Source organism: Morganella morganii (genome assembly GCF_019243775.1).
In the GTDB taxonomy this organism is placed as follows: Bacteria; Pseudomonadota; Gammaproteobacteria; order Enterobacterales; family Enterobacteriaceae; genus Morganella; species Morganella morganii.
Window position 1 is genome coordinate 1,049,495 of record NZ_CP069157.1, and the last position, 19,782, is coordinate 1,069,276.

General features: G+C 50.2%; 16 protein-coding genes and 1 tRNA gene. 14 read left to right on the top strand and 3 right to left on the bottom strand.

Annotated features, from left to right (window positions below; translation table 11 throughout):
- Positions 1 to 7: 7 nt before the first annotated feature.
- Entirely contained in the window at positions 8 to 2,884 is a 2,877-nt protein-coding gene (gene gcvP / locus JL661_RS04735) for an aminomethyl-transferring glycine dehydrogenase (RefSeq protein WP_036416809.1), read from the top strand.
- Between the two features lie 53 nt (positions 2,885 to 2,937).
- Here gcvP and JL661_RS04740 read toward each other — a convergent pair whose 3' ends face one another.
- Both JL661_RS04740 and ygfZ read right to left on the bottom strand, forming a co-directional pair.
- Positions 2,938 to 3,543, bottom strand: a complete 606-nt coding sequence (locus JL661_RS04740) for an HD domain-containing protein (RefSeq protein ID WP_036416811.1) — start codon at positions 3,541 to 3,543, stop codon at positions 2,938 to 2,940.
- A gap of 79 nt (positions 3,544 to 3,622) precedes the next feature.
- A complete protein-coding gene (gene ygfZ / locus JL661_RS04745; protein ID WP_004238336.1) occupies positions 3,623 to 4,606 on the bottom strand; it encodes a tRNA-modifying protein YgfZ in 984 nt (327 codons plus the stop codon).
- 327 nt (positions 4,607 to 4,933) lie between these two features.
- Between ygfZ and JL661_RS04750 the strand changes: the two genes are divergently transcribed.
- On the top strand, positions 4,934 to 5,170 hold the full coding sequence (locus tag JL661_RS04750; protein ID WP_004238335.1) for a succinate dehydrogenase assembly factor 2: 237 nt from the start codon (positions 4,934 to 4,936) through the stop codon (positions 5,168 to 5,170).
- 151 nt (positions 5,171 to 5,321) lie between these two features.
- Complete coding sequence (locus JL661_RS04755; protein ID WP_004240903.1) at positions 5,322 to 5,729, top strand: protein YgfX; 408 nt, start codon at positions 5,322 to 5,324, stop codon at positions 5,727 to 5,729.
- 5 nt (positions 5,730 to 5,734) lie between these two features.
- Here the strand turns inward: JL661_RS04755 and fldB are convergent, their stop codons facing one another.
- Entirely contained in the window at positions 5,735 to 6,253 is a 519-nt protein-coding gene (gene fldB / locus JL661_RS04760) for a flavodoxin FldB (protein ID WP_004238332.1), read from the bottom strand.
- Between the two features lie 133 nt (positions 6,254 to 6,386).
- Here fldB and xerD point away from each other — a divergent pair, with 133 nt between their 5' ends.
- The 11 genes from xerD to JL661_RS04815 all read left to right on the top strand — a co-directional run bounded on the left by xerD (position 6,387) and on the right by JL661_RS04815 (position 19,601).
- Entirely contained in the window at positions 6,387 to 7,301 is a 915-nt protein-coding gene (gene xerD / locus JL661_RS04765; protein WP_062772750.1) for a site-specific tyrosine recombinase XerD, read from the top strand.
- Between the two features lie 12 nt (positions 7,302 to 7,313).
- Positions 7,314 to 8,006 carry a bifunctional protein-disulfide isomerase/oxidoreductase DsbC gene (gene dsbC / locus JL661_RS04770; protein WP_062772753.1) on the top strand — a complete coding sequence of 231 codons (693 nt, stop codon included), beginning with the start codon at positions 7,314 to 7,316 and terminating at the stop codon, positions 8,004 to 8,006.
- Positions 8,007 to 8,028: 22 nt separating this feature from the next.
- Positions 8,029 to 9,762 carry a single-stranded-DNA-specific exonuclease RecJ gene (gene recJ, locus JL661_RS04775; protein ID WP_062772756.1) on the top strand — a complete coding sequence of 578 codons (1,734 nt, stop codon included), beginning with the start codon at positions 8,029 to 8,031 and terminating at the stop codon, positions 9,760 to 9,762.
- Between the two features lie 104 nt (positions 9,763 to 9,866).
- Positions 9,867 to 10,965 (top strand): peptide chain release factor 2 gene (prfB, locus tag JL661_RS04780; RefSeq protein ID WP_096862115.1). Its coding sequence is split into 2 segments (ribosomal slippage): positions 9,867 to 9,941 and positions 9,943 to 10,965, totalling 1,098 coding nucleotides; the frame shifts between segments, so codons are not numbered across the junction.
- Positions 10,966 to 10,974: 9 nt separating this feature from the next.
- Positions 10,975 to 12,492 carry a lysine--tRNA ligase gene (gene lysS, locus JL661_RS04785; RefSeq protein ID WP_004238325.1) on the top strand — a complete coding sequence of 506 codons (1,518 nt, stop codon included), beginning with the start codon at positions 10,975 to 10,977 and terminating at the stop codon, positions 12,490 to 12,492.
- A 104-nt stretch (positions 12,493 to 12,596) separates the two neighbouring features.
- Positions 12,597 to 12,670 (top strand) — tRNA-Gly (locus JL661_RS04790).
- A gap of 627 nt (positions 12,671 to 13,297) precedes the next feature.
- Positions 13,298 to 13,405 carry a leader peptide SpeFL gene (speFL, locus tag JL661_RS04795; protein WP_107678959.1) on the top strand — a complete coding sequence of 36 codons (108 nt, stop codon included), beginning with the start codon at positions 13,298 to 13,300 and terminating at the stop codon, positions 13,403 to 13,405.
- Between the two features lie 380 nt (positions 13,406 to 13,785).
- A complete protein-coding gene (gene speF / locus JL661_RS04800) occupies positions 13,786 to 15,948 on the top strand; it encodes an ornithine decarboxylase SpeF (RefSeq protein WP_015422912.1) in 2,163 nt (720 codons plus the stop codon).
- A 63-nt stretch (positions 15,949 to 16,011) separates the two neighbouring features.
- Positions 16,012 to 17,340, top strand: coding sequence for a putrescine-ornithine antiporter (gene potE, locus JL661_RS04805; RefSeq protein ID WP_032098853.1), 1,329 nt, complete (start codon positions 16,012 to 16,014; stop codon positions 17,338 to 17,340).
- 134 nt (positions 17,341 to 17,474) lie between these two features.
- On the top strand, positions 17,475 to 18,095 hold the full coding sequence (gene acuR, locus JL661_RS04810; RefSeq protein WP_225310053.1) for an acrylate utilization transcriptional regulator AcuR: 621 nt from the start codon (positions 17,475 to 17,477) through the stop codon (positions 18,093 to 18,095).
- Between the two features lie 84 nt (positions 18,096 to 18,179).
- Complete coding sequence (locus JL661_RS04815; RefSeq protein WP_062772759.1) at positions 18,180 to 19,601, top strand: DKNYY domain-containing protein; 1,422 nt, start codon at positions 18,180 to 18,182, stop codon at positions 19,599 to 19,601.
- The last annotated feature ends 181 nt before the right edge of the window (positions 19,602 to 19,782 follow it).

Below are 19,782 nucleotides of genomic sequence, written 5' to 3' on the forward strand. Positions count from 1 at the left end.
GAGAACAATGACTCAAACTTTAACGCAGCTTGAAAACCGGGGTGAATTTGTCCGCCGTCATATCGGCGCATCCCCTGAACAACAGCAGCATATGCTGAAAACGGTCGGTGCGGCATCACTTGAAGATCTCACCCGCCATATTGTCCCTGATGATATTCAGCTGGATATCCCGCCTGCCGTGGGCGAAGGGGCAACCGAACAGGATGCGCTGGCAGAACTGAAAATCATTGCCGGGCTGAATCAGCAATTTACCTCTTACATCGGCCAGGGCTATGCACCGACCATTCTGCCGCCGGTAATTTTACGCAATCTGCTGGAAAATCCGGGCTGGTATACCGCGTACACGCCGTATCAGCCGGAAATCTCCCAGGGCCGCCTGGAAGCACTGCTGAATTTCCAGCAGGTGACTATCGACCTGACCGGTCTGGAGCTGGCATCTGCCTCACTGCTTGATGAAGCGACCGCTGCGGCGGAAGCGATGGCGATGGCAAAACGCGTCAGCAAAAAGAAAAATGCCAACCGCTTTTTCATTGCGGATGACGTGCATCCGCAAACCCTGGATGTGATCCGCACCCGCGCTGAATATTTCGGTTTTGAACTGATAATCGATAGTGCGGAAAAAGCCCTTGATTACGATGATGTGTTCGGTGTGCTGTTGCAGCAGACCGGCACCGGCGGACAGATCCATGATTACCGTGAATTACTGGCACAGTTACATCAGCGTCAGGTGATCACCAGTGTGGCAGCCGATATTATGGCGCTGGTCCTGCTGGAAGCGCCGGGCAAACAGGGCGCGGATATCGTCTTCGGCTCAGCCCAGCGTTTTGGTGTGCCGATGGGCTACGGCGGCCCTCATGCTGCCTTCTTTGCCTGCCGTGATGCTTACAAACGTGCGATGCCGGGCCGTCTTATCGGGGTATCCATTGATGCCGCCGGTAACCGTGCTCTGCGTCTGGCGCTGCAAACCCGCGAACAGCATATCCGCCGTGAAAAAGCGAACTCCAATATCTGTACCTCTCAGGTTCTGCTGGCAAATATCGCCGGGATGTATGCGGTCTACCACGGGCCGGAAGGTTTGAAACGGATTGCCGGCCGCATTCACCGCCTGACCGATATTCTGGCGAAAGCGCTGACAGATGCAGGTCTGCGTCTGCGTAACACCACCTGGTTTGATACCCTGACGATTGAAGTGCAGGACAAAGCTGCCGTTCTGGCCCGTGCCAAAGCGGCGCGTATCAACCTGCGTACCGATCTGCCGGGTGCCGTTGCGGTCACCCTGAGCGAAACCACGCAGCGTGAATGTCTGGAAAATCTGTACGCGGTACTGACCGGACAGGAAGCACAGTGGGATATTGATGCACTCGATGCACAGGTTGCCGCTTCTTCTGAATCCATTCCTGCCGCGCTGCGCCGCGAAGGGGAGATTCTGAAGCATCCGAACTTCCGCCGCTATCACAGCGAAACGGATATGATGCGCTATCTGCACAGTCTGGCCCGCAAAGACCTGGCGCTGGATCAGGCGATGATCCCGCTCGGCTCCTGTACCATGAAACTGAATGCGGCTGCGGAGATGATCCCGATAACCTGGCCGGAATTCGGTAATATGCATCCGTTCTGCCCGCCGGAGCAGGCTCAGGGCTATCATGTGATGATAGAACAGCTCTCCCGCTGGCTGGTGTTGCTGACCGGTTATGACGCCATGTGTATGCAGCCGAACTCCGGCGCACAGGGGGAATATGCCGGGCTGGTGACTATCCGCCGCTATCAGGAAAGCAAAGGTGAAGGGCACCGCACTATCTGTCTGATCCCGCAGTCTGCTCACGGCACTAACCCGGCCTCAGCCAATATGGCGGGGATGGAAGTCGTGGTGGTGGCCTGTGATGAAGACGGTAACATTGATCTGGCGGATTTACGGGCGAAAGCAGAACAGCACAGTGAAAATCTGTCCTGTGTGATGATCACTTATCCGTCCACCCACGGGGTGTATGAAGAGGGTGTGCGCGAAGTCTGTGATATCATTCATGAATTCGGTGGCCAGGTGTATCTGGACGGCGCGAACATGAACGCACAGGTCGGCGTGACCACGCCGGGCTTTATCGGCGCGGATGTTTCTCACCTTAACCTGCACAAGACCTTCAGTATTCCGCACGGCGGCGGCGGCCCGGGTATGGGGCCGATTGGTGTGAAAAAACACCTCGCACCGTTTGTGCCGGGGCACACCATTGTCACCTCTGAGCTGCTGACCTCTCAGGGCGCGGTATCCGCCGCACCGTTCGGCAGTGCTTCCATTCTGCCGATCAGCTGGATGTATATCCGCATGATGGGTGCGCAGGGGCTGCGTCAGGCCAGTCAGGTGGCGATCCTCAATGCCAACTATATCGCAGCACGGCTGAAATCCGCTTACGATGTGCTTTATACCGGCCGTAACGGCTATGTGGCGCATGAATGTATTCTGGATATCCGTCCGCTGAAAGCGAAGTTTGGTATTACGGAGATGGATATTGCCAAGCGTCTGATTGACTACGGTTTCCATGCACCGACTATGTCTTTTCCGGTCGGCGGCACACTGATGGTTGAGCCGACAGAGTCCGAAAGCCAGACGGAGCTGGATCGCTTTATTGATGCGATGCTGGGTATCCGTGCGGAAATGGAGCGGGTCGGCAGTGGTGAGTGGACAGCGGAAGATAACCCTCTGGTGAATGCCCCGCATATCCAGACTGAACTGGCAGCGGAGTGGTCACACCCGTACAGCCGTGAAGTGGCGGTATTCCCGACTCAATCCACCCGTGACAACAAATACTGGCCGACGGTTAAACGGCTGGATGATGTCTACGGTGACCGTCACCTTCAGTGCTCCTGTGCACCGATGAGTGATTACGAGTAAACGGTAAACGATAAAGAAAAGGCCGGTTGTGGTAACACAACCGGCCTTTTTTATCAGTGCAGCCAGCCTTTCTGCTTCGCGGTATCCAGTTCGGCGCGTAACCACGCCCAGAATGCCGGATGCACATCCGCAATAAATTTCGTGCGGTCAATTACCTGTTCCAGTGAAATATTGTTTTCCACCCAGCTCTGACCATTGTTGTGCAGATTCATCAGCACCGGCATCACGCGGTCGATCATATTGGCGATACGGGCTTCGCAGGTCTCTGCGGCGTCATACTCATTCCACAGCGCCTGAAACTCATCCGCCTGCGGCTGCGGCAGCAGGCCGAAAATCCGTTTTGCGGCAGCCACTTCTTTTTCCGCAATCGCTTCGCGGGCGGCCAGATCAAAGACCAGCACGTCCCCGGCGTCAATTTCCACCACATCATGCAGCAGTGCCATTTTCAGGATCCGCAGCATATCCGCATCCTCAACATACGGCGCAAAAGCCATTGCTGTCATGGCAAAATGCCAGCTGTGTTCAGCGGAGTTTTCCTGACGTTCATTGTTCAGCAGGCGGGTTTTGCGGTAAACGCTTTTGAGCTTATCCAGCTCCATAACAAAGGTGATTAACTGAGAAAAAGGAATGACTTCCTGTGCGGGAACAGCTGATGACATAACAACCTCAATACGGATTTATACGGAATACCCCCGGGCGCAGAGACAGGGTATCTCTGCGCCCGGGTATGACGGGAAATCAGGCTTCTTCAGTAAAGGAGTACGGCAGCGGGAAAAGGCTCAGGCGGCTTTCTTCATCTTCACGGATACGGAAGACAGCATCTTCCTCCGTATCATTATTCATCACAATCTGCACCAGAACGCGGTCATCGCTCAGGCGGACAGCCGCGAGAATGGTACCGGTGCGGCGCCAGTTTTCACCCAGCTGACGCTCAGCATCATCACCGGCGACCGGCACATGGCGGCTGTGACCAATCAGTGTGAACATGGCGCGTTTGTTGGCACCGCGGAATTTGGCGCGGGCGACCATTTCCTGGCCGGTATAACAGCCTTTCTTAAAGCAGATACCCCGGGGAAGGGATTGCAGATTTGTTGCCTGCGGCAGAAATTCACCGACGGTTGCCGCATCAATTACGGCGTAACCAGCTTCAATATCCAGTGCGGTCCACTGAGTGTCAGACGCGTCCGGCAGAGACAGGGCATCAGATAAAGCACCGGCCTGTTCAGCGGTTTGGATCAGAATAAAACGCCCCTGCGGCAGCGGCAGATACAGCAGCGTGGTGTCATCGCTGCTGACAACCTGAGTGTCCGCATCCGGAACTGTGCTGAAATGTGCCTGTAAGACTTCTGCCGCACCGTGACCGGCGATCCCGGTCAGGACAGCACTATCATCAGCGGCAATCGTCACTTTGGAAAATACCGCGTATTTTTTCAGTTCCGCGAGCTGGGTATCCAGCGCACTGCGGCGGATAAGGTAGGCGTAACCGTCTTTATAATGAAACAGACGCAGATCACTCCACATCTTCCCTTTGGCATCACAATGGGCACACAGCACATGCTGATCATCAGCCATAGCGTCGATATCAGCGGTGACCTGTCCCTGAAGATACTTCTGACTATCCGGGCCGGTGATGGTCACCAGCGCCAGATCGCTGAGGGAAATGCGTGTCAGGGGGAGAGAATCACTCAGTTGCGGGAGTAATGTATTTGTTTCTGTGTTCATGATGTTTTACCTGTCCGGAGAGCTGTGCAATGTATGGTAAAAGAGATAACAGACATTGCAAGAGAATATTATTGACCCTTTGTGTGATGCGGTACGTGCGGAGTGACAATGAAACCGGCAGTTGCGGATTTCATTTATTTTTCCGCCTGAGACGCATTTTTCTCCGGCATGTGCGGCAGACGATTTTCTTTATTGTCAGGGCTTGGTAGGCTACGCTGGTATCATCAGTTATGTTTACCGGTCTGATAAACCGCTTCTTATAAAAAGGATATACCGGTGTTAGATATTGAAAATAAAGCCCGCATCCACTGGGCCTGCCGTCGCGGCATGCGGGAGCTGGATATTGCGATTATGCCGTTTTTTCAGCATGAATATGACACGCTGACCGATGCTCAGAAACAGGATTTTGTGCAGTTGCTGAACTGCCCGGACCCGGATCTGTTTAACTGGCTGATGAATAAAGGCCGTCCGGATGATGAGGCGCTGTATCAGATAATCCGGCTGATTCAGGAACGTAATCAGGCACGGATGGCAGCACAGAACGCAGCGTATTATCCGGACTGAGCGGCAGAAAAAGTCATAACCGGTCACAGTTATTTCATAGGAAACCGGGAAGGAATGCCGTATATTTTCCGGCTGACGGACGCGGGATAACCGGGTTCTCAGCCGGACAGCGGGTGCTGTCATTATGTCAGGATACAGAGGGGGCAGACCGGTGGTTTTATGGAAATCAGTATTACGTGTCTCATTTAATACTCAGGTCTTCTCAACACTGATTTACGGTGTGCTGGCGCTGAGTGTATTATTTGCGCCCTGGCCCGGCAGAACCTCATTTATCTGGCTGCCGCTGACATTGCTGCTGATCGCAGGCTGGGGGCGGACACAGTATAAAATCAGCAAACGCGCCGGTCCCGCCAGTCTGCAGAATCAAAACCGGATTTTATGGCGTAAAAGCGAGTGGGAAATCACTAAACCGCCATATATTACCCGGCTGGGTATCCGTCTGCATCTGCGCTCACTGACCTCCGGGCGGCAGAAATACCTGTGGATAGCCTCTGACAGTGTCCCGAAAGAGGCATGGAGCAGCCTTAATCAGCTGCTTTTACAGTACCCGGATATCTGATCGGCCTACAGCAGTTCCTGAACTTCCTCAAGTACCTGCATACACCATGTGGCGATGCGCTCTTCGCTTTCGTCATACTGATTGACATCATCAAGTGCCAGGCCGACAAAGTGTTTGCCGTCCGGGGTCAGGGCTTTCGGGCTGGTGAAGGTATAACCGTCCACCGGCCAGTAACCGGCAAATTTTACCCCGGATGATTGCAGCTGCTGATGCAGATAGCCCAGTGCGTCCAGGAACCAGTCGCTGTAATCCACCTGATCACCCATGCCGTACATAGCGACAATTTTTCCCGATAAATCAAGCTGCGGCAGTTGCTCCCACACCGCCAGCCAGTCTTCCTGGATTTCACCGAAATCCCAGGTCGGAATGCCGAGGATCAGCACCGGGTAGCTTTCCATCAGTTGCAGATCTGTCTCTTTCACATCATGGAGTTCAACGAGATCATCACCTAAAATATCACGGATTTTTTCAGCTGCCATTTCGGTATAGCAGGTGCTGGAACCATAAAAAAGACCAATTTTCATCTGTTTATTCTGCTGTGTATCGGGTAAAAAATGAAAGCCCGCCGCCTCTGTGCGCTGCTTTCATCACAGGATTACGGTATTGTAACAGAAGATAAGTTAATTCTGACACGGGAATTCAAACGGGAGGTCAGCGGTGAAGGACGCCGTACAACACAGCGAAAGTGATGCACTGACAGAGCAGTTTCTTGATACTATCTGGCTGGAACAGAATTTATCGGAAAACACTCTGGCATCCTATCGCCTGGATTTACAGGCACTGGCGGACTGGCTGGCGCCGCAGGATCTGGACTGGTTATCGCTGACCACCCTTGATTTGCAGGCTTTTCTGGCCGGCCGGCTGGATCGCGGTTACAAAGCTACCAGTTCGGCGCGGATGCTCAGCTCGCTGCGCCGGTTTTTCCAGTATTGCTACCGTGAAAAACTGCGGACGGATGACCCGACTATTCAGCTGGCGGCACCCAAACTGCCCGCCCGGCTGCCGAAAGATTTGAGCGAAAGCCAGGTGGATGACCTGCTTGCGGCTCCGGATGTTACCGATCCGCTTGAACTGCGCGATAAAGCCATGCTGGAAGTGCTTTATGCCTGCGGACTGCGCGTGACAGAGCTGGTGTCACTGTCGCTGCCGGATGTCAGTCTGCGCCAGGGCGTGATCCGTGTGATCGGTAAAGGTAATAAAGAGCGTCTGGTGCCGATGGGGGAAGAAGCGGTGTACTGGCTGGAGGTTTATCTGGCACAGGCCAGACCGTCACTGCTGAACGGACAGGCTACGGACGTGCTGTTCCCGAGCAAACTCGGGCGGCAGATGACGCGGCAGACATTCTGGCACCGCATCAAACACTATGCGGTCGTAGCCGGGATTGCGACTGAAAAACTCTCGCCCCATGTGCTGCGCCATGCCTTTGCCACGCATCTGCTCAATCACGGGGCGGATCTGCGGGTGGTGCAGATGCTGCTGGGGCACAGTGATTTATCCACCACACAAATTTATACCCATGTCGCGACGGAGCGGTTACGCACGCTGCACCAGCAGCACCATCCGCGCGGCTGATAAGGAAACAGTATGCTGAAAATTGTATCATCCGCACTGGCGCTTCTGCTTGTGTTCAGTCACGGCGCGGTTGCCGGGGAAAGCGAAATCAAAGCGGCACTGGGCAAAATGGATATGACCGCCACCATGATCCGCCCGTCACCGGTGCCGGGTGTCTCGGCGGTAGCCACCCCGCAGGGTGTTTTTTATATCAGCGATGACGGCCGTTATCTGCTGCAGGGGCCGATGTTTGATATGAGCGGCAAAACCCCGAAAAATATCACCAATAATGTGCTGCTGGATGAGCTGAACAGCCTGGAAAATGAGATGATCATTTATAAATCTCAGCGCGGCAGCCACGTTATTACTGTCTTTACGGATATCACCTGTCCGTACTGCCTGAAGTTACATAATGAAAATAAGGCGCTGAATGATAAAGGCATTACGGTCCGTTATCTGGCGTTTCCGCGCAAAGGGCCGGATTCAGCTGTCGGCCGGGAAATGCAGTCAGTCTGGTGTAACGGGTTCAAAACCAAAGCGCTGGATAACGTGTTCCGTAATGAACCTATCCCGCAGATAGACAGCTGTAACATTGATATCAGTAAACACTATAATCTCGGCCTGAAATTCGGCATCACCGGCACTCCGGCGATTGTCCTTGAGGACGGAACGCTGATTGCCGGTTACCTGTCAGCGGATAAAATTGCTGAATTAGTAAATAAATAATTAATAGTATAATCAGGTTGTTATGATAAAAACAGAACTCCGCCGCCGTGATGCGGGGGATTATACAGCACTGCTTTCTCCCGATCGCCCCGAACTGTTATGCCGTCTGTATGCTGCCAGAGGAATTACCTCTGCCGAGCAACTGGAGCGCGGTGCACGCGGGCTGCTTAATTACGGTCAGCTTAATGGCATTGACCAGGCCGTTGTACTGCTGAAAGAAGCACTGCACCAGAATCAGCGGATTGTGATTGTCGGCGATTTTGATGCTGACGGCGCGACCAGTACGGCATTGTCGGTCCGTGCACTGCGCCGGATGGGATTCCGGCAGGTGGATTTTCTTGTCCCCAACCGTTTTGAGGACGGCTACGGGCTCAGCGCACAGGTGACAGAGCAGGCCCGCCGCAAAGGGGCGGAGCTGATTATGACAGTGGATAACGGTATTTCCTCTCATGACGGCGTGGCCGCTGCTCATGCTGCCGGGATCCGCGTGATTGTGACTGACCACCATCTGCCGGGAGAGATTCTGCCGCCGGCGGAAGCGATTATTAACCCGAACCTGGCAGACTGCGGATTTCTCTCCAAATCCCTCGCCGGTGTCGGCGTAACCTTTTATCTGATGTCCGCGCTGCGGGCATCACTGCGGGCGGACGACTGGTTCGCACAACAGAATATTGCCGAGCCGAACCTGGCTGAACTGCTTGACCTGGTCGCACTGGGCACAGTGGCAGATGTGGTGCCGCTTGATCAGAACAACCGTATCCTTGTGCATCAGGGGCTGAACCGCATCCGTGCCGGACGCTGCTGTGCCGGGATCACCGCGCTGCTGGAGATCTCCAAACGGCAGGCTCCCGCACTGGTGGCGAGTGACCTGGGTTTTGCGCTCGGGCCGCGTCTGAATGCGGCGGGCAGACTGGATGATATGTCAGTCGGTGTTGAACTGCTGCTGACGGATGATATGGCGAAAGCACGCATGCTGGCACATGAACTGGACGGCCTGAATCAGACCCGGCGCGAAATCGAGCAGGGGATGCAGCAGGAAGCCCTGACATTGTTCAGCAAAATTGAGCACAGCACTACGGAAATGCCGTCAGGAATAGCTCTGTATCACCCTGAGTGGCATCAGGGCGTGGTCGGTATTCTCGCCTCGCGTATCAAAGAACGTTATCACCGTCCGGTGATTGCCTTTGCGCCGTGCGGTGATGGTCTGCTGAAAGGCTCCGGGCGCTCGGTAAGCGGCCTGCATCTGCGGGATGTGCTCGAGCGGCTTGATACGCTCAATCCGGGAATGATGGCCGCATTCGGCGGCCATGCGATGGCGGCCGGGCTTTCTCTGCCGGAATCGTATTTCCCTGATTTTCAGCATAAATTTGCCGCGCTGGTGGATGATATGATTGACCCCGGCTTGCTGCACGGGGTTATCTGGAGCGACGGCGTGCTGTCACCGCAGGATATGACACTGGAAACCGCTGGTTTGCTGCGTGAAGGCGGGCCGTGGGGGCAGGGGTTCCCGGAGCCGTTGTTTGACGGCACATTCCGGCTGCTGCAACAGCGCATCGTCGGCGAAAAACATCTGAAAGTGATGATTGAACCGGAAGGCGGCGGTCCGCTGCTCGACGGAATCGCCTTTAATGTGGATGTAAATTACTGGCCGGACAACAGTGTGCAGCGGGTTCGTCTCGCGTATAAACTGGATGTGAATGAGTTCCGCGGACAGCGCAGTGTGCAGTTACTGATAGAACATATCTGGCCGGATTAATTTTAGTCCGAAAGGGGTTTGCGGTGCTGTCATGATGAGCGGATTTTCGCTACAATGTGCAGTTCTCACATTATTACCTGACAATCAACAAAAGATAAAAAGACATGTTTGAAATTAACCCGGTAAAAAATCAGATCCAGGATTTGACTGAGCGTACTTCGGTGCTTCGGGGGTATCTTTGACTACGATGCCAAGAAAGAGCGCTTAGAAGAAGTTAACGCCGAGCTGGAACAGCCTGACGTCTGGAACGAACCTGAACGTGCCCAGGCACTCGGTAAGGAACGCGCCTCTCTGGAAGCCATCGTGGAAACCATTGATGACCTTGACCAGGGGCTTGAGGATGTCAGCGGTCTGCTGGAACTCGCCGTCGAAGCGGATGACGAAGAGACCTTTAACGAAGCTGTTGAAGAGCTGAAGGGACTGGAAGACAAACTCGGTCAGCTGGAATTCCGCCGGATGTTCTCCGGTGAATATGACAGCGCTGACTGCTACCTTGATCTCCAGGCCGGTTCCGGTGGTACAGAAGCTCAGGACTGGGCAAGCATGCTGCTGCGTATGTATCTGCGCTGGGCAGAAAGCCGCGGCTTTAAAACCGAAATTATTGAAGAATCTGACGGCGACGTGGCCGGTCTGAAATCGGCAACGGTTAAGATCATGGGCGAATACGCCTACGGCTGGCTGCGCACCGAAACCGGCGTTCACCGCCTGGTGCGCAAGAGCCCGTTTGACTCCGGCGGCCGCCGCCATACCTCGTTCAGTTCCGCGTTTATCTATCCGGAAGTGGACGATGACATTGATATTGAAATCAATCCGGCGGATATCCGTATTGACGTTTACCGCGCCTCCGGTGCCGGTGGTCAGCACGTGAACAAAACGGAATCTGCGGTGCGTCTTACCCATATTCCGACCGGTATCGTCACACAATGTCAGAATGACCGCTCGCAGCATAAGAATAAAGATCAGGCTTTCCGTCAGATGAAAGCAAAACTTTATGAATATGAAATGCAGAAGAAAAACGCCGATAAACAAGAAATGGAAGATAACAAATCCGACATCGGCTGGGGCAGTCAGATCCGTTCTTATGTACTTGATGATTCCCGTATTAAAGATCTCCGTACCGGTGTGGAAACCCGCAATACGCAGGCTGTATTAGACGGCGATCTGGATAAATTTATTGAGGCCAGCTTAAAAGCGGGTTTATAAGGATTAAAAATGTCACAAGATCAACACAGTGCTGAGCAGGCACCTGATTTAAATAACGAATTAAAAACACGCCGTGAAAAACTGGCACAGTTGCGTGAGAAAGAAGCCGTTGCATTCCCGAATGATTTCCGCCGTGACGCGGTATCCGGTGAGCTGCATGAAAAATATGGTGAAAAAAGCGCGGAAGAGCTGGAAGCCCTGAATATCGAAGTGGCGATTGCCGGCCGTATGATGACCCGCCGTATCATGGGTAAAGCCTCTTTTGCCACCTTACAGGACACTGCGGGCCGTATTCAGATTTACGTTTCCCGTGATGATCTGGCTGAAGGCGTGTACAACGAATCCTTTAAAAAATGGGATCTGGGCGATATCCTCGCGGCGCGCGGTAAGTTATTTAAAACCAAAACCGGCGAACTGACTGTCCACTGCACTGAAGTCCGTCTGCTGACCAAAGCACTGCGTCCGTTACCGGATAAATTCCACGGTCTGAGTGACCAGGAAACCCGCTACCGCCAGCGTTATCTGGATCTGATCGCCAACGATGAATCCCGTCATACCTTTGCGGTGCGTTCACGTATTCTGGCTGAAATCCGTAAGTTTATGGTGAACAAAGGGTTTATGGAAGTGGAAACTCCGATGATGCAGGTGATTCCGGGCGGGGCAAGTGCGCGTCCGTTTGTTACCCATCATAATGCGCTGGATATCGATATGTATTTGCGTATTGCGCCGGAGCTGTATCTGAAGCGTCTGGTGGTCGGTGGTTTTGAGCGCGTGTTTGAAATCAACCGTAACTTCCGTAACGAAGGGGTTTCCCCGCGTCACAACCCGGAATTCACCATGATGGAACTTTATATGGCATATGCCGATTATAAAGACCTGATTGTACTGACCGAAGAGCTGTTCCGCACCATCGCTCAGGATGTGCTGGGTAACCCGGTCGTGAAATACGGTGACCAGGAATTCGATTTCGGTAAACCGTTTGCCAAACTCACCATGAAAGAAGCAATCTGCAAATATCGTCCGGAAACCAACATGGCTGATCTGGATGATATGGATAAAGCAGTTGCTATCGCGAAATCCCTGAACATCAAAATTGAAAAATCATGGGGTCTGGGCCGCGTACAGTGTGAAATCTTCGAGGAAGTGGCAGAAAGCCATCTGATCCAGCCGACATTCATCATTGAATATCCGGCAGAAGTCTCTCCGCTGGCGCGTCGTAATGACGACAATCCGTTTATTACTGACCGCTTTGAATTCTTTATCGGCGGCCGCGAAATCGGTAACGGTTTCTCCGAGCTGAACGATGCGGAAGATCAGGCAGAACGTTTTGCCGAGCAGGTCCGCCAGAAAGACGCTGGTGATGACGAAGCGATGTTCTATGACGAAGACTATGTTGTCGCGCTGGAGCACGGTCTGCCGCCGACAGCGGGTCTGGGTATCGGGATCGACCGCATGGTCATGCTGTTTACTGACAGCCATACCATCCGTGACGTTATCCTGTTCCCTGCGATGCGTCCGGGCAAATAATTGCTGCAGTAAATGAACACGGAGCCTCACAAATTTGTGGGGCTTTTTTTTCACTATCCTCTTGATAAACAAGATGACCGGCGTATAATCTCACACATCCTGACGCGGGCGTAGTTCAATGGCAGAACGAGAGCTTCCCAAGCTCTATACGAGGGTTCGATTCCCTTCGCCCGCTCCAATTTTCTTCGTTAACTTCCTGTGTTATCAAATATTCCGGCAACTGAATCTCTCCGGTGCATCTCATCCCGTATGTCTGAAACTCTGATTCAGCCACACATGTGTCTGTGTCAGCATAATGGCGCTTGTCATTGCGCTCCGGCTTCGTACTGTTTTATATATTTACCGGCCCGGAGAAATATTGTGACTGAAATGAATAATTATTCAAAAATAATACTTTATTAATTTTACGAGTTTCCCGGTCATAAAATAGTATTTTTTATAACTTACTGTTATTGCACCTTAATTTAAAATTAAACTATTAGTGCGATTTGATTAAATATATATGTCGTGATTATATTTTATTATCTTATAAATAATGATTATAGACCAGGTCACTATATTATCAGAGGATTAGTTATTATCTATAATATAGACGTAGTAACTATATTAAATATGTATTTGTTTTTTTAATTTGCGCCAATAATATACACAACACAGTATTAACAAAATGTATTTTTATACTAACTGATATTGGTTAAATATATTTTTAGGATTATTATTTTGATGTATATCACGGTATAGTATTTATACTTGGTTATATTAATAATTGTTCGTCAGATAGTCTTAATTTTAAACAGGTGCAAAAATGGAAAACAATAACCGATTTTGGCCGCATATAAGACGTGTTACACACCTTATGATGTTCTCACATCGTTCGTGTTTTGATTTTAATCGTTTTAATGCACAAAGGTAGTCCCTCTACTGACATCCATGACGTTGTCTGCATATTGCCATCGTATGGATCGTCGACCTCTTTCTCATTATATCCCGCATTTATGTGTGGATATGCTGAATTCTGATTGATAATTCATACTCTGGTTTTCATGCATATCAATATGCAGGTAAACAGCTTTCGTCATTCCCGGTTGCGGTAAAAAAAAGCCCTTGCTGAGATAGTGAAAACTGTCAGTCCTGAATATTGTTTTGGCATACGTAATGGCATAAAGAGAAATGTGATTTTTTAACTCAATAGTATATTGAGGGAACAAGCTCGCATTTATGAAAATAAATAACTGAAATATTTTTTCTGAATATTTCAGCGGGAATTTTTTGCCAAAAATAAAAGGTATGAAAATGAAAAGTTATAAAATCGCTGTCAGCTATGATATGTCTGACTATATTTCAACACACCGGGAATGTGTGGATATCCTGAATACAGATTTTACGGATGTTGCTGTCATCGTTATTTCACTTGATGATATCCGCGACGGAAAGCTGGATTTTATTGAGCAGCACAGTTTTGAACAGCCGGTTTTTGCTGTAATCAGTGATCACGAAGTCATTCCGGCAGATGTCATTACACGGTTAACCGGCGTGATTGATTTAAATAAAAAGAACGGTGAATTATACAGTAAGCAACTGGAAACAGCGGCGCTGAAATATGAAGAAAGTCTGTTACCGCCATTTTTCGGCAGTATGAAAAAATATGTTGAGCAGGGCAATTCAGCTTTTGATTGTCCCGGACATCAGGGCGGGGAGTTTTTCCGCCGTCACCCGCTGGGTAACCAGTTTGCTGAATATTTCGGCGAAAATTTATTCCGTTCTGATTTATGTAATGCGGATGTCTCCATGGGGGATCTGCTGATTCATGAAGGGGCTCCGTGCGCGGCACAACAGCATGCGGCGAAAGTTTTTAACGCGGATAAAACCTATTTCGTCCTTAATGGTACGTCGTCTTCAAATAAAGTGGTGCTTAATGCCTTATTGGCGCCGGGTGACCTGGTATTATTCGATCGTAACAACCACAAATCAAATCATCACGGCGCATTAATACAGGCGGGGGCAATACCGGTTTATCTGGAAGCTGCGCGCAACCCGTTCGGATTTATCGGCGGGATTGATGCTCATTGTTTTGAAGAGGATTATCTTCGCAGCTTAATTAAAGAAGTCGCACCTGAACGAACCGGCGAAAAACGTCCGTTCCGTCTGGCGGTTATTCAACTGGGTACGTATGACGGAACAATTTATAACGCACGCCAGGTTGTCGATAAAATCGGTCATTTATGTGACTACATTTTATTTGATTCTGCCTGGGTTGGTTATGAACAGTTTATTCCGATGATGAAGGATTGTTCTCCGCTTTTGCTGGAGCTGAATGAAAATGATCCCGGAATTCTGGTCACACAATCTGTTCATAAACAACAGGCCGGTTTCTCTCAGACATCTCAGATCCATAAAAAAGACAGTCATATTAAAGGCCAGAGCCGTTATGTGAATCATAAGCGTCTGAATAATGCCTTTATGATGCATGCCTCCACCAGCCCGTTCTATCCGCTGTTTGCCGCGCTGGATGTGAACGCCAAAATGCATGAAGGGAAATCAGGTAAGCGTTTATGGATGGATTGCGTGAAAACCGGGATTGAAACCCGTAAGTTGCTGCTGAAATCCTGTAAACATATCCGCCCGTTCATTCCGGAAACTATTGATGGCCGTTCATGGGGCGATTTTGAGACTGATGTGATTGCCAATGATCTCCGGTTCTTCAATTTTGTGCCGGGTGAGCGCTGGCATGCCTTTGAGGGATATGAAGAAAATCAGTATTTTGTTGACCCGTGCAAATTACTGCTGACAACGCCGGGTATTGATGCCAAAACCGGTAATTATGAAGCGTTCGGTGTGCCGGCAACGATTCTGGCTAACTATCTGCGTGAAAATAATATCATTCCTGAAAAATGCGATCTCAACTCCATTCTGTTCCTGCTGACACCTGCTGAAAGCATGGCAAAAATGCAGCATCTGGTGGCTCAGATTGCCCGTTTTGAGCAATTACTGGAACAGGATGCTCCGCTGAAAGAGGTACTGCCGTCTGTATATCATGCGCATGAAGCCCGTTATCAGGGGTATACCATCCGTCAGTTATGTCAGGAAATGCATGATATGTATGTGAAGTTTAATGTGAAACAACTCCAGAAAGAGATGTTCCGCAAATCACACTTCCCGCAGGTCAGCATGTTACCGCAGGCAGCGAATATTGCGTTTGTACGCGGCAACGCGGAATTGGTTGCGGTGGATCAGATTGAAGGCCGTATTGCGGCTGAAGGTGCTCTGCCTTATCCGCCGGGGGTTCTGTGTGTGGTTCCGGGGGAAATCTGGGGCGGCTCCGTGCAGCAATATTTTCTGGCGCTCGAGGAGGGGATTAACCTCTTCCCGGGATTCTCACCGGAATTACAGGGTGTGTATATCCGCTGTGATGAAGATGGCCGTCAGCGGGCATACGGCTATGTAATTAAACACTGAGTTCGTTAATTCGTGCATGGCGGAGCGCGGATGAGCGTGCTCCGTCAGCCGGGGAGAAATATGATGAGTGCTTCAAAGAATAAAATGAGCGTATTACAGCTCACTATATTAACCGCAGTGAATATGATGGGATCCGGCATCATTATGCTGCCGACAAAACTGGCGGAAGTGGGGACGGTTTCTATTCTGTCATGGCTTGTGACCGCCGTCGGTTCTATGGCTCTGGCTTATGCATTTGCCAAGTGCGGTATGTACAGCCGCCGCAGCGGCGGGATGGGAGGTTACGCGGAATACGCATTCGGTAAATCCGGTAACTTTATGGCGAATTATACCTATGGTGTTTCTCTGCTGATTGCAAACGTTGCGATCGCGATTTCAGCCGTCGGTTATGGGGCTGAACTGATGGATGCGGCGATGACGCCGCTGGGTATCTGTATTGCCACAATTGTTGTGTTGTGGATTTGTACGGTGGCAAACTTCGGCGGTGCACGGATCACCGGACGGATCAGCAGTGTGACTGTCTGGGGGGTCATTATTCCGGTTGTTGGTATTTCGGTTATCGGCTGGTGGTGGTTCAGTCCTGAACTGTATGTTAATTCCTGGAACCCGCATAATTTTCCGCTTTTTGAGGCGGTCGGTTCCTCTATTGCGATGACATTATGGGCATTTTTAGGAATGGAGTCAGCCTGTGCTAACAGTGAGGCGGTTGATAATCCTGAGAAAAATGTGCCGATAGCAGTATTGGGCGGAACATTAGGCGCAGCGGTTATTTATATCGTATCAACAAACGTCATTGCCGGTATTGTACCGAATATGGATCTGGCAAACTCTACTGCACCGTTTGGCCTGGCATTCTCACAAATGTTTACGCCGGGTGTGGGTAAGGTTGTTATGGCGCTGATGATTATGTCCTGCTGCGGTTCATTATTAGGCTGGCAGTTCACCATTGCGCAGGTATTTAAATCATCATCCGATTCCGGTTATTTCCCGAAAATCTTTTCTGCTGTTACCAAAGCGGATGCCCCGGTAAAAGGTATGCTGGTTATTGTTATTATTCAGTCTGCACTGTCGCTGATGACCATCAGTCCGTCACTGAATAAACAGTTCAATGTGCTGGTTAACCTGGCGGTTGTTACTAATATTATCCCTTATATCCTTTCCATGGCTGCCATGATTATTCTGCAGAAAGTCGCCAATGTGGATCCTAAGAAAGCACGGACAGGCAATGTGATTGCATTTATCGGTGCTGTTTATAGTTTCTATGCGCTGTATTCATCCGGTGAAGATGCTGTGATGTGGGGGGCGCTTGCCACCTTCCTCGGCTGGACACTGTATGGTTTTGTTTCCCCGCGGTTTGAAATGAAACAAAACCAGGACGTAATGATGAAATAACGAACACTCTCCGGTGGGTTCCTCCCGTGCAGTAACGGCGGGAGGATTTTTTCCTGCAGCGAAACAGCCGGAATGTATACGAACAGCAATCTGTATATTCCGCATAACAGAGATAAAACGTAATGACAGCAATAATGACAAAGCCGAAACGGGGACGACCGCCGAAAAACCATGATGCAGGTACCGATGTAAAAGAAATATTGATCCGCAGCGGTACGGAGGTGTTTACCGAAACAGGATATATGACGTCAGATATCAGCAGAATATTAACAAAAGCCGGTATTCCGAAGGGATCTTTTTATTATTACTTTGGCAGTAAAGAAAATTTCGGTGTGAAAGTGATACGTCATTATGACCGCTGTTTTTCTCATCTGCTGGATAAATGTCTGTCTGATACCACATTGCCGCCACCGGAAAGATTATTGACATTTTGCAGGATTGCCAAATCCGGAATGGAAAAATATCACTGGCAGCGCGGGTGTCTGATCGGCAATCTCGGGCAGGAAGTTATCAGTCTGCCGGCCGGGTATTGTGAATTACTCAATGACATTATTACCGGCTGGCAAAAGAAAGTGGAGAATTGTCTTCTGGAAGCACAGGCGCAAAATTTTATTTCCGGAAATACTGACTGCAGGCAGATGGCGGCTTTTTTCTGGGCGGGCTGGGAAGGGGCGGTCATGCGTGCCAAACTGACCCGTAACGGTGAACCGCTGGATCTGTTTATTACAATTTTTATGAAGCAGATACTGGTATAACAGCCGGAAAGATGATAATTCCGGGCTGAAAAATGGTTTTCTCTGATAGCAGACGGCAATGCTTTCGGATACTATTTCCATCCTATGAAAGCCCGCAAACGCCTTGTTTTTATCATTATGTCCGGCATTATGCTGGTCTCCGTCCTGTTTATATCCGGGATCATTCTGGCCATGGATAAAACACCGTATTACGATATTGACCGGAACGGGAAATCATTCGGGCACTCCGTTTTTACATTGTATGACGGCCGGGTGTATGCCGCTGTTCCGTCTGACGGGTATTTTTTAATCCCCGGTGCGGACCCGGACAGTTTCAGATTATTGCCTGACAATAACAACCACAATGGCCGGCAATTTGCAGCCGATAAATATCACGCCTGGTGCGGTAATCTTCCCGTCGCGGATTTTAATCCTCAGACGGCGGTTACTATCGGGAATGGCTATTTTACGGATGGTAAAAATACGGTTTTCTGTGCCCCTTATACGCGGATAAATAATGAACTGACCGGCCTGCAAAAGCTGTATCAGCAATGGCGTTACGGCTGGGGACTGAGTGATAAGCCTCTGACTTACTATTATCCGCAGCAACAGTTGCCACCGTCTGCCACACCTTACCGGATATCAGCGGATTCCGGGCTTGTCAGTAACGGAGAACAGGTTTTCTTTGACGGTAAATTAATGCCGGCGGCAAACCCGGAGACATTGCGTCCTGTGGCTGTCCGGCAGAATGATAAATCAGTGCGTGAGAGCAGGGTGTTTTATCACGACGGGGAACATGTTTATTATCAGCGCCATTTATTACCGCTGAAAGATACAGAATCACTGTATGGTTTTTACCTCGGTAATTTATTTCAGGAAGCCTATTTATTTGATCCGCAAACCGGTCAGGCGGCCATGAATAATGTCATGTTCCCGCCGGAATATGCGCCTTACCGCGTGATCAGTTACTATGGTCAGCATGTAAATCAGGGATTGTTTTTATCCCGGAATGGCGTTTACTTTTATGACCGGAAAAAAGAAAAAATCCGCCGCGCCGGTGATAATCCGCCATTGCAGGATAGTTGCCGGGAAATATCACCGCTGATTTTCACCTGCGGCAATGAAACCCGGTATTTGCAGGGTTCAGAATCATGGGGCGGCCGGAAATCACCGGGTCTTATTTCCCGCAGTACGATACTTTATCGTCTCGGTGATAATACAACGGATAACTGGGAAAAAATCGGCGATATTACTTCTCACCATTACGGGGAGGTCTGGCAGAAAGGCGGACAATATTATTATTTTGACCGGCTGGGCGCATCACAGCTTATGCGCGGACCGATCTATTTAATTCCGGATAATATGACGGTACGCGCGCTGCTGAGTGATGACCTCCGGGTTGATGACCTCCGGAAAATGGCGCATGACGGGCGTTTGCAGGATATTTCTGGTACAGAAATGCTGAAGGCCACTACCCGTTATAAAGAGAGTATGTTCAGTTTCCTGAATTTTTCTGATGATGACTGAGTAACCGCAATTATTTTTCTTATTGAGAATAAATTGCATTTGACAAACACATTCAGATTCATAGAATAGCGCCATCAAAGGTCAATTCTCTGACCCGTAAGCGTTTACGTTAATCAACGCATGTAACTTTGTGCATTACAACAGTTATGTGTTGTTGTGTCGTCACTATACGGAGTCGTCT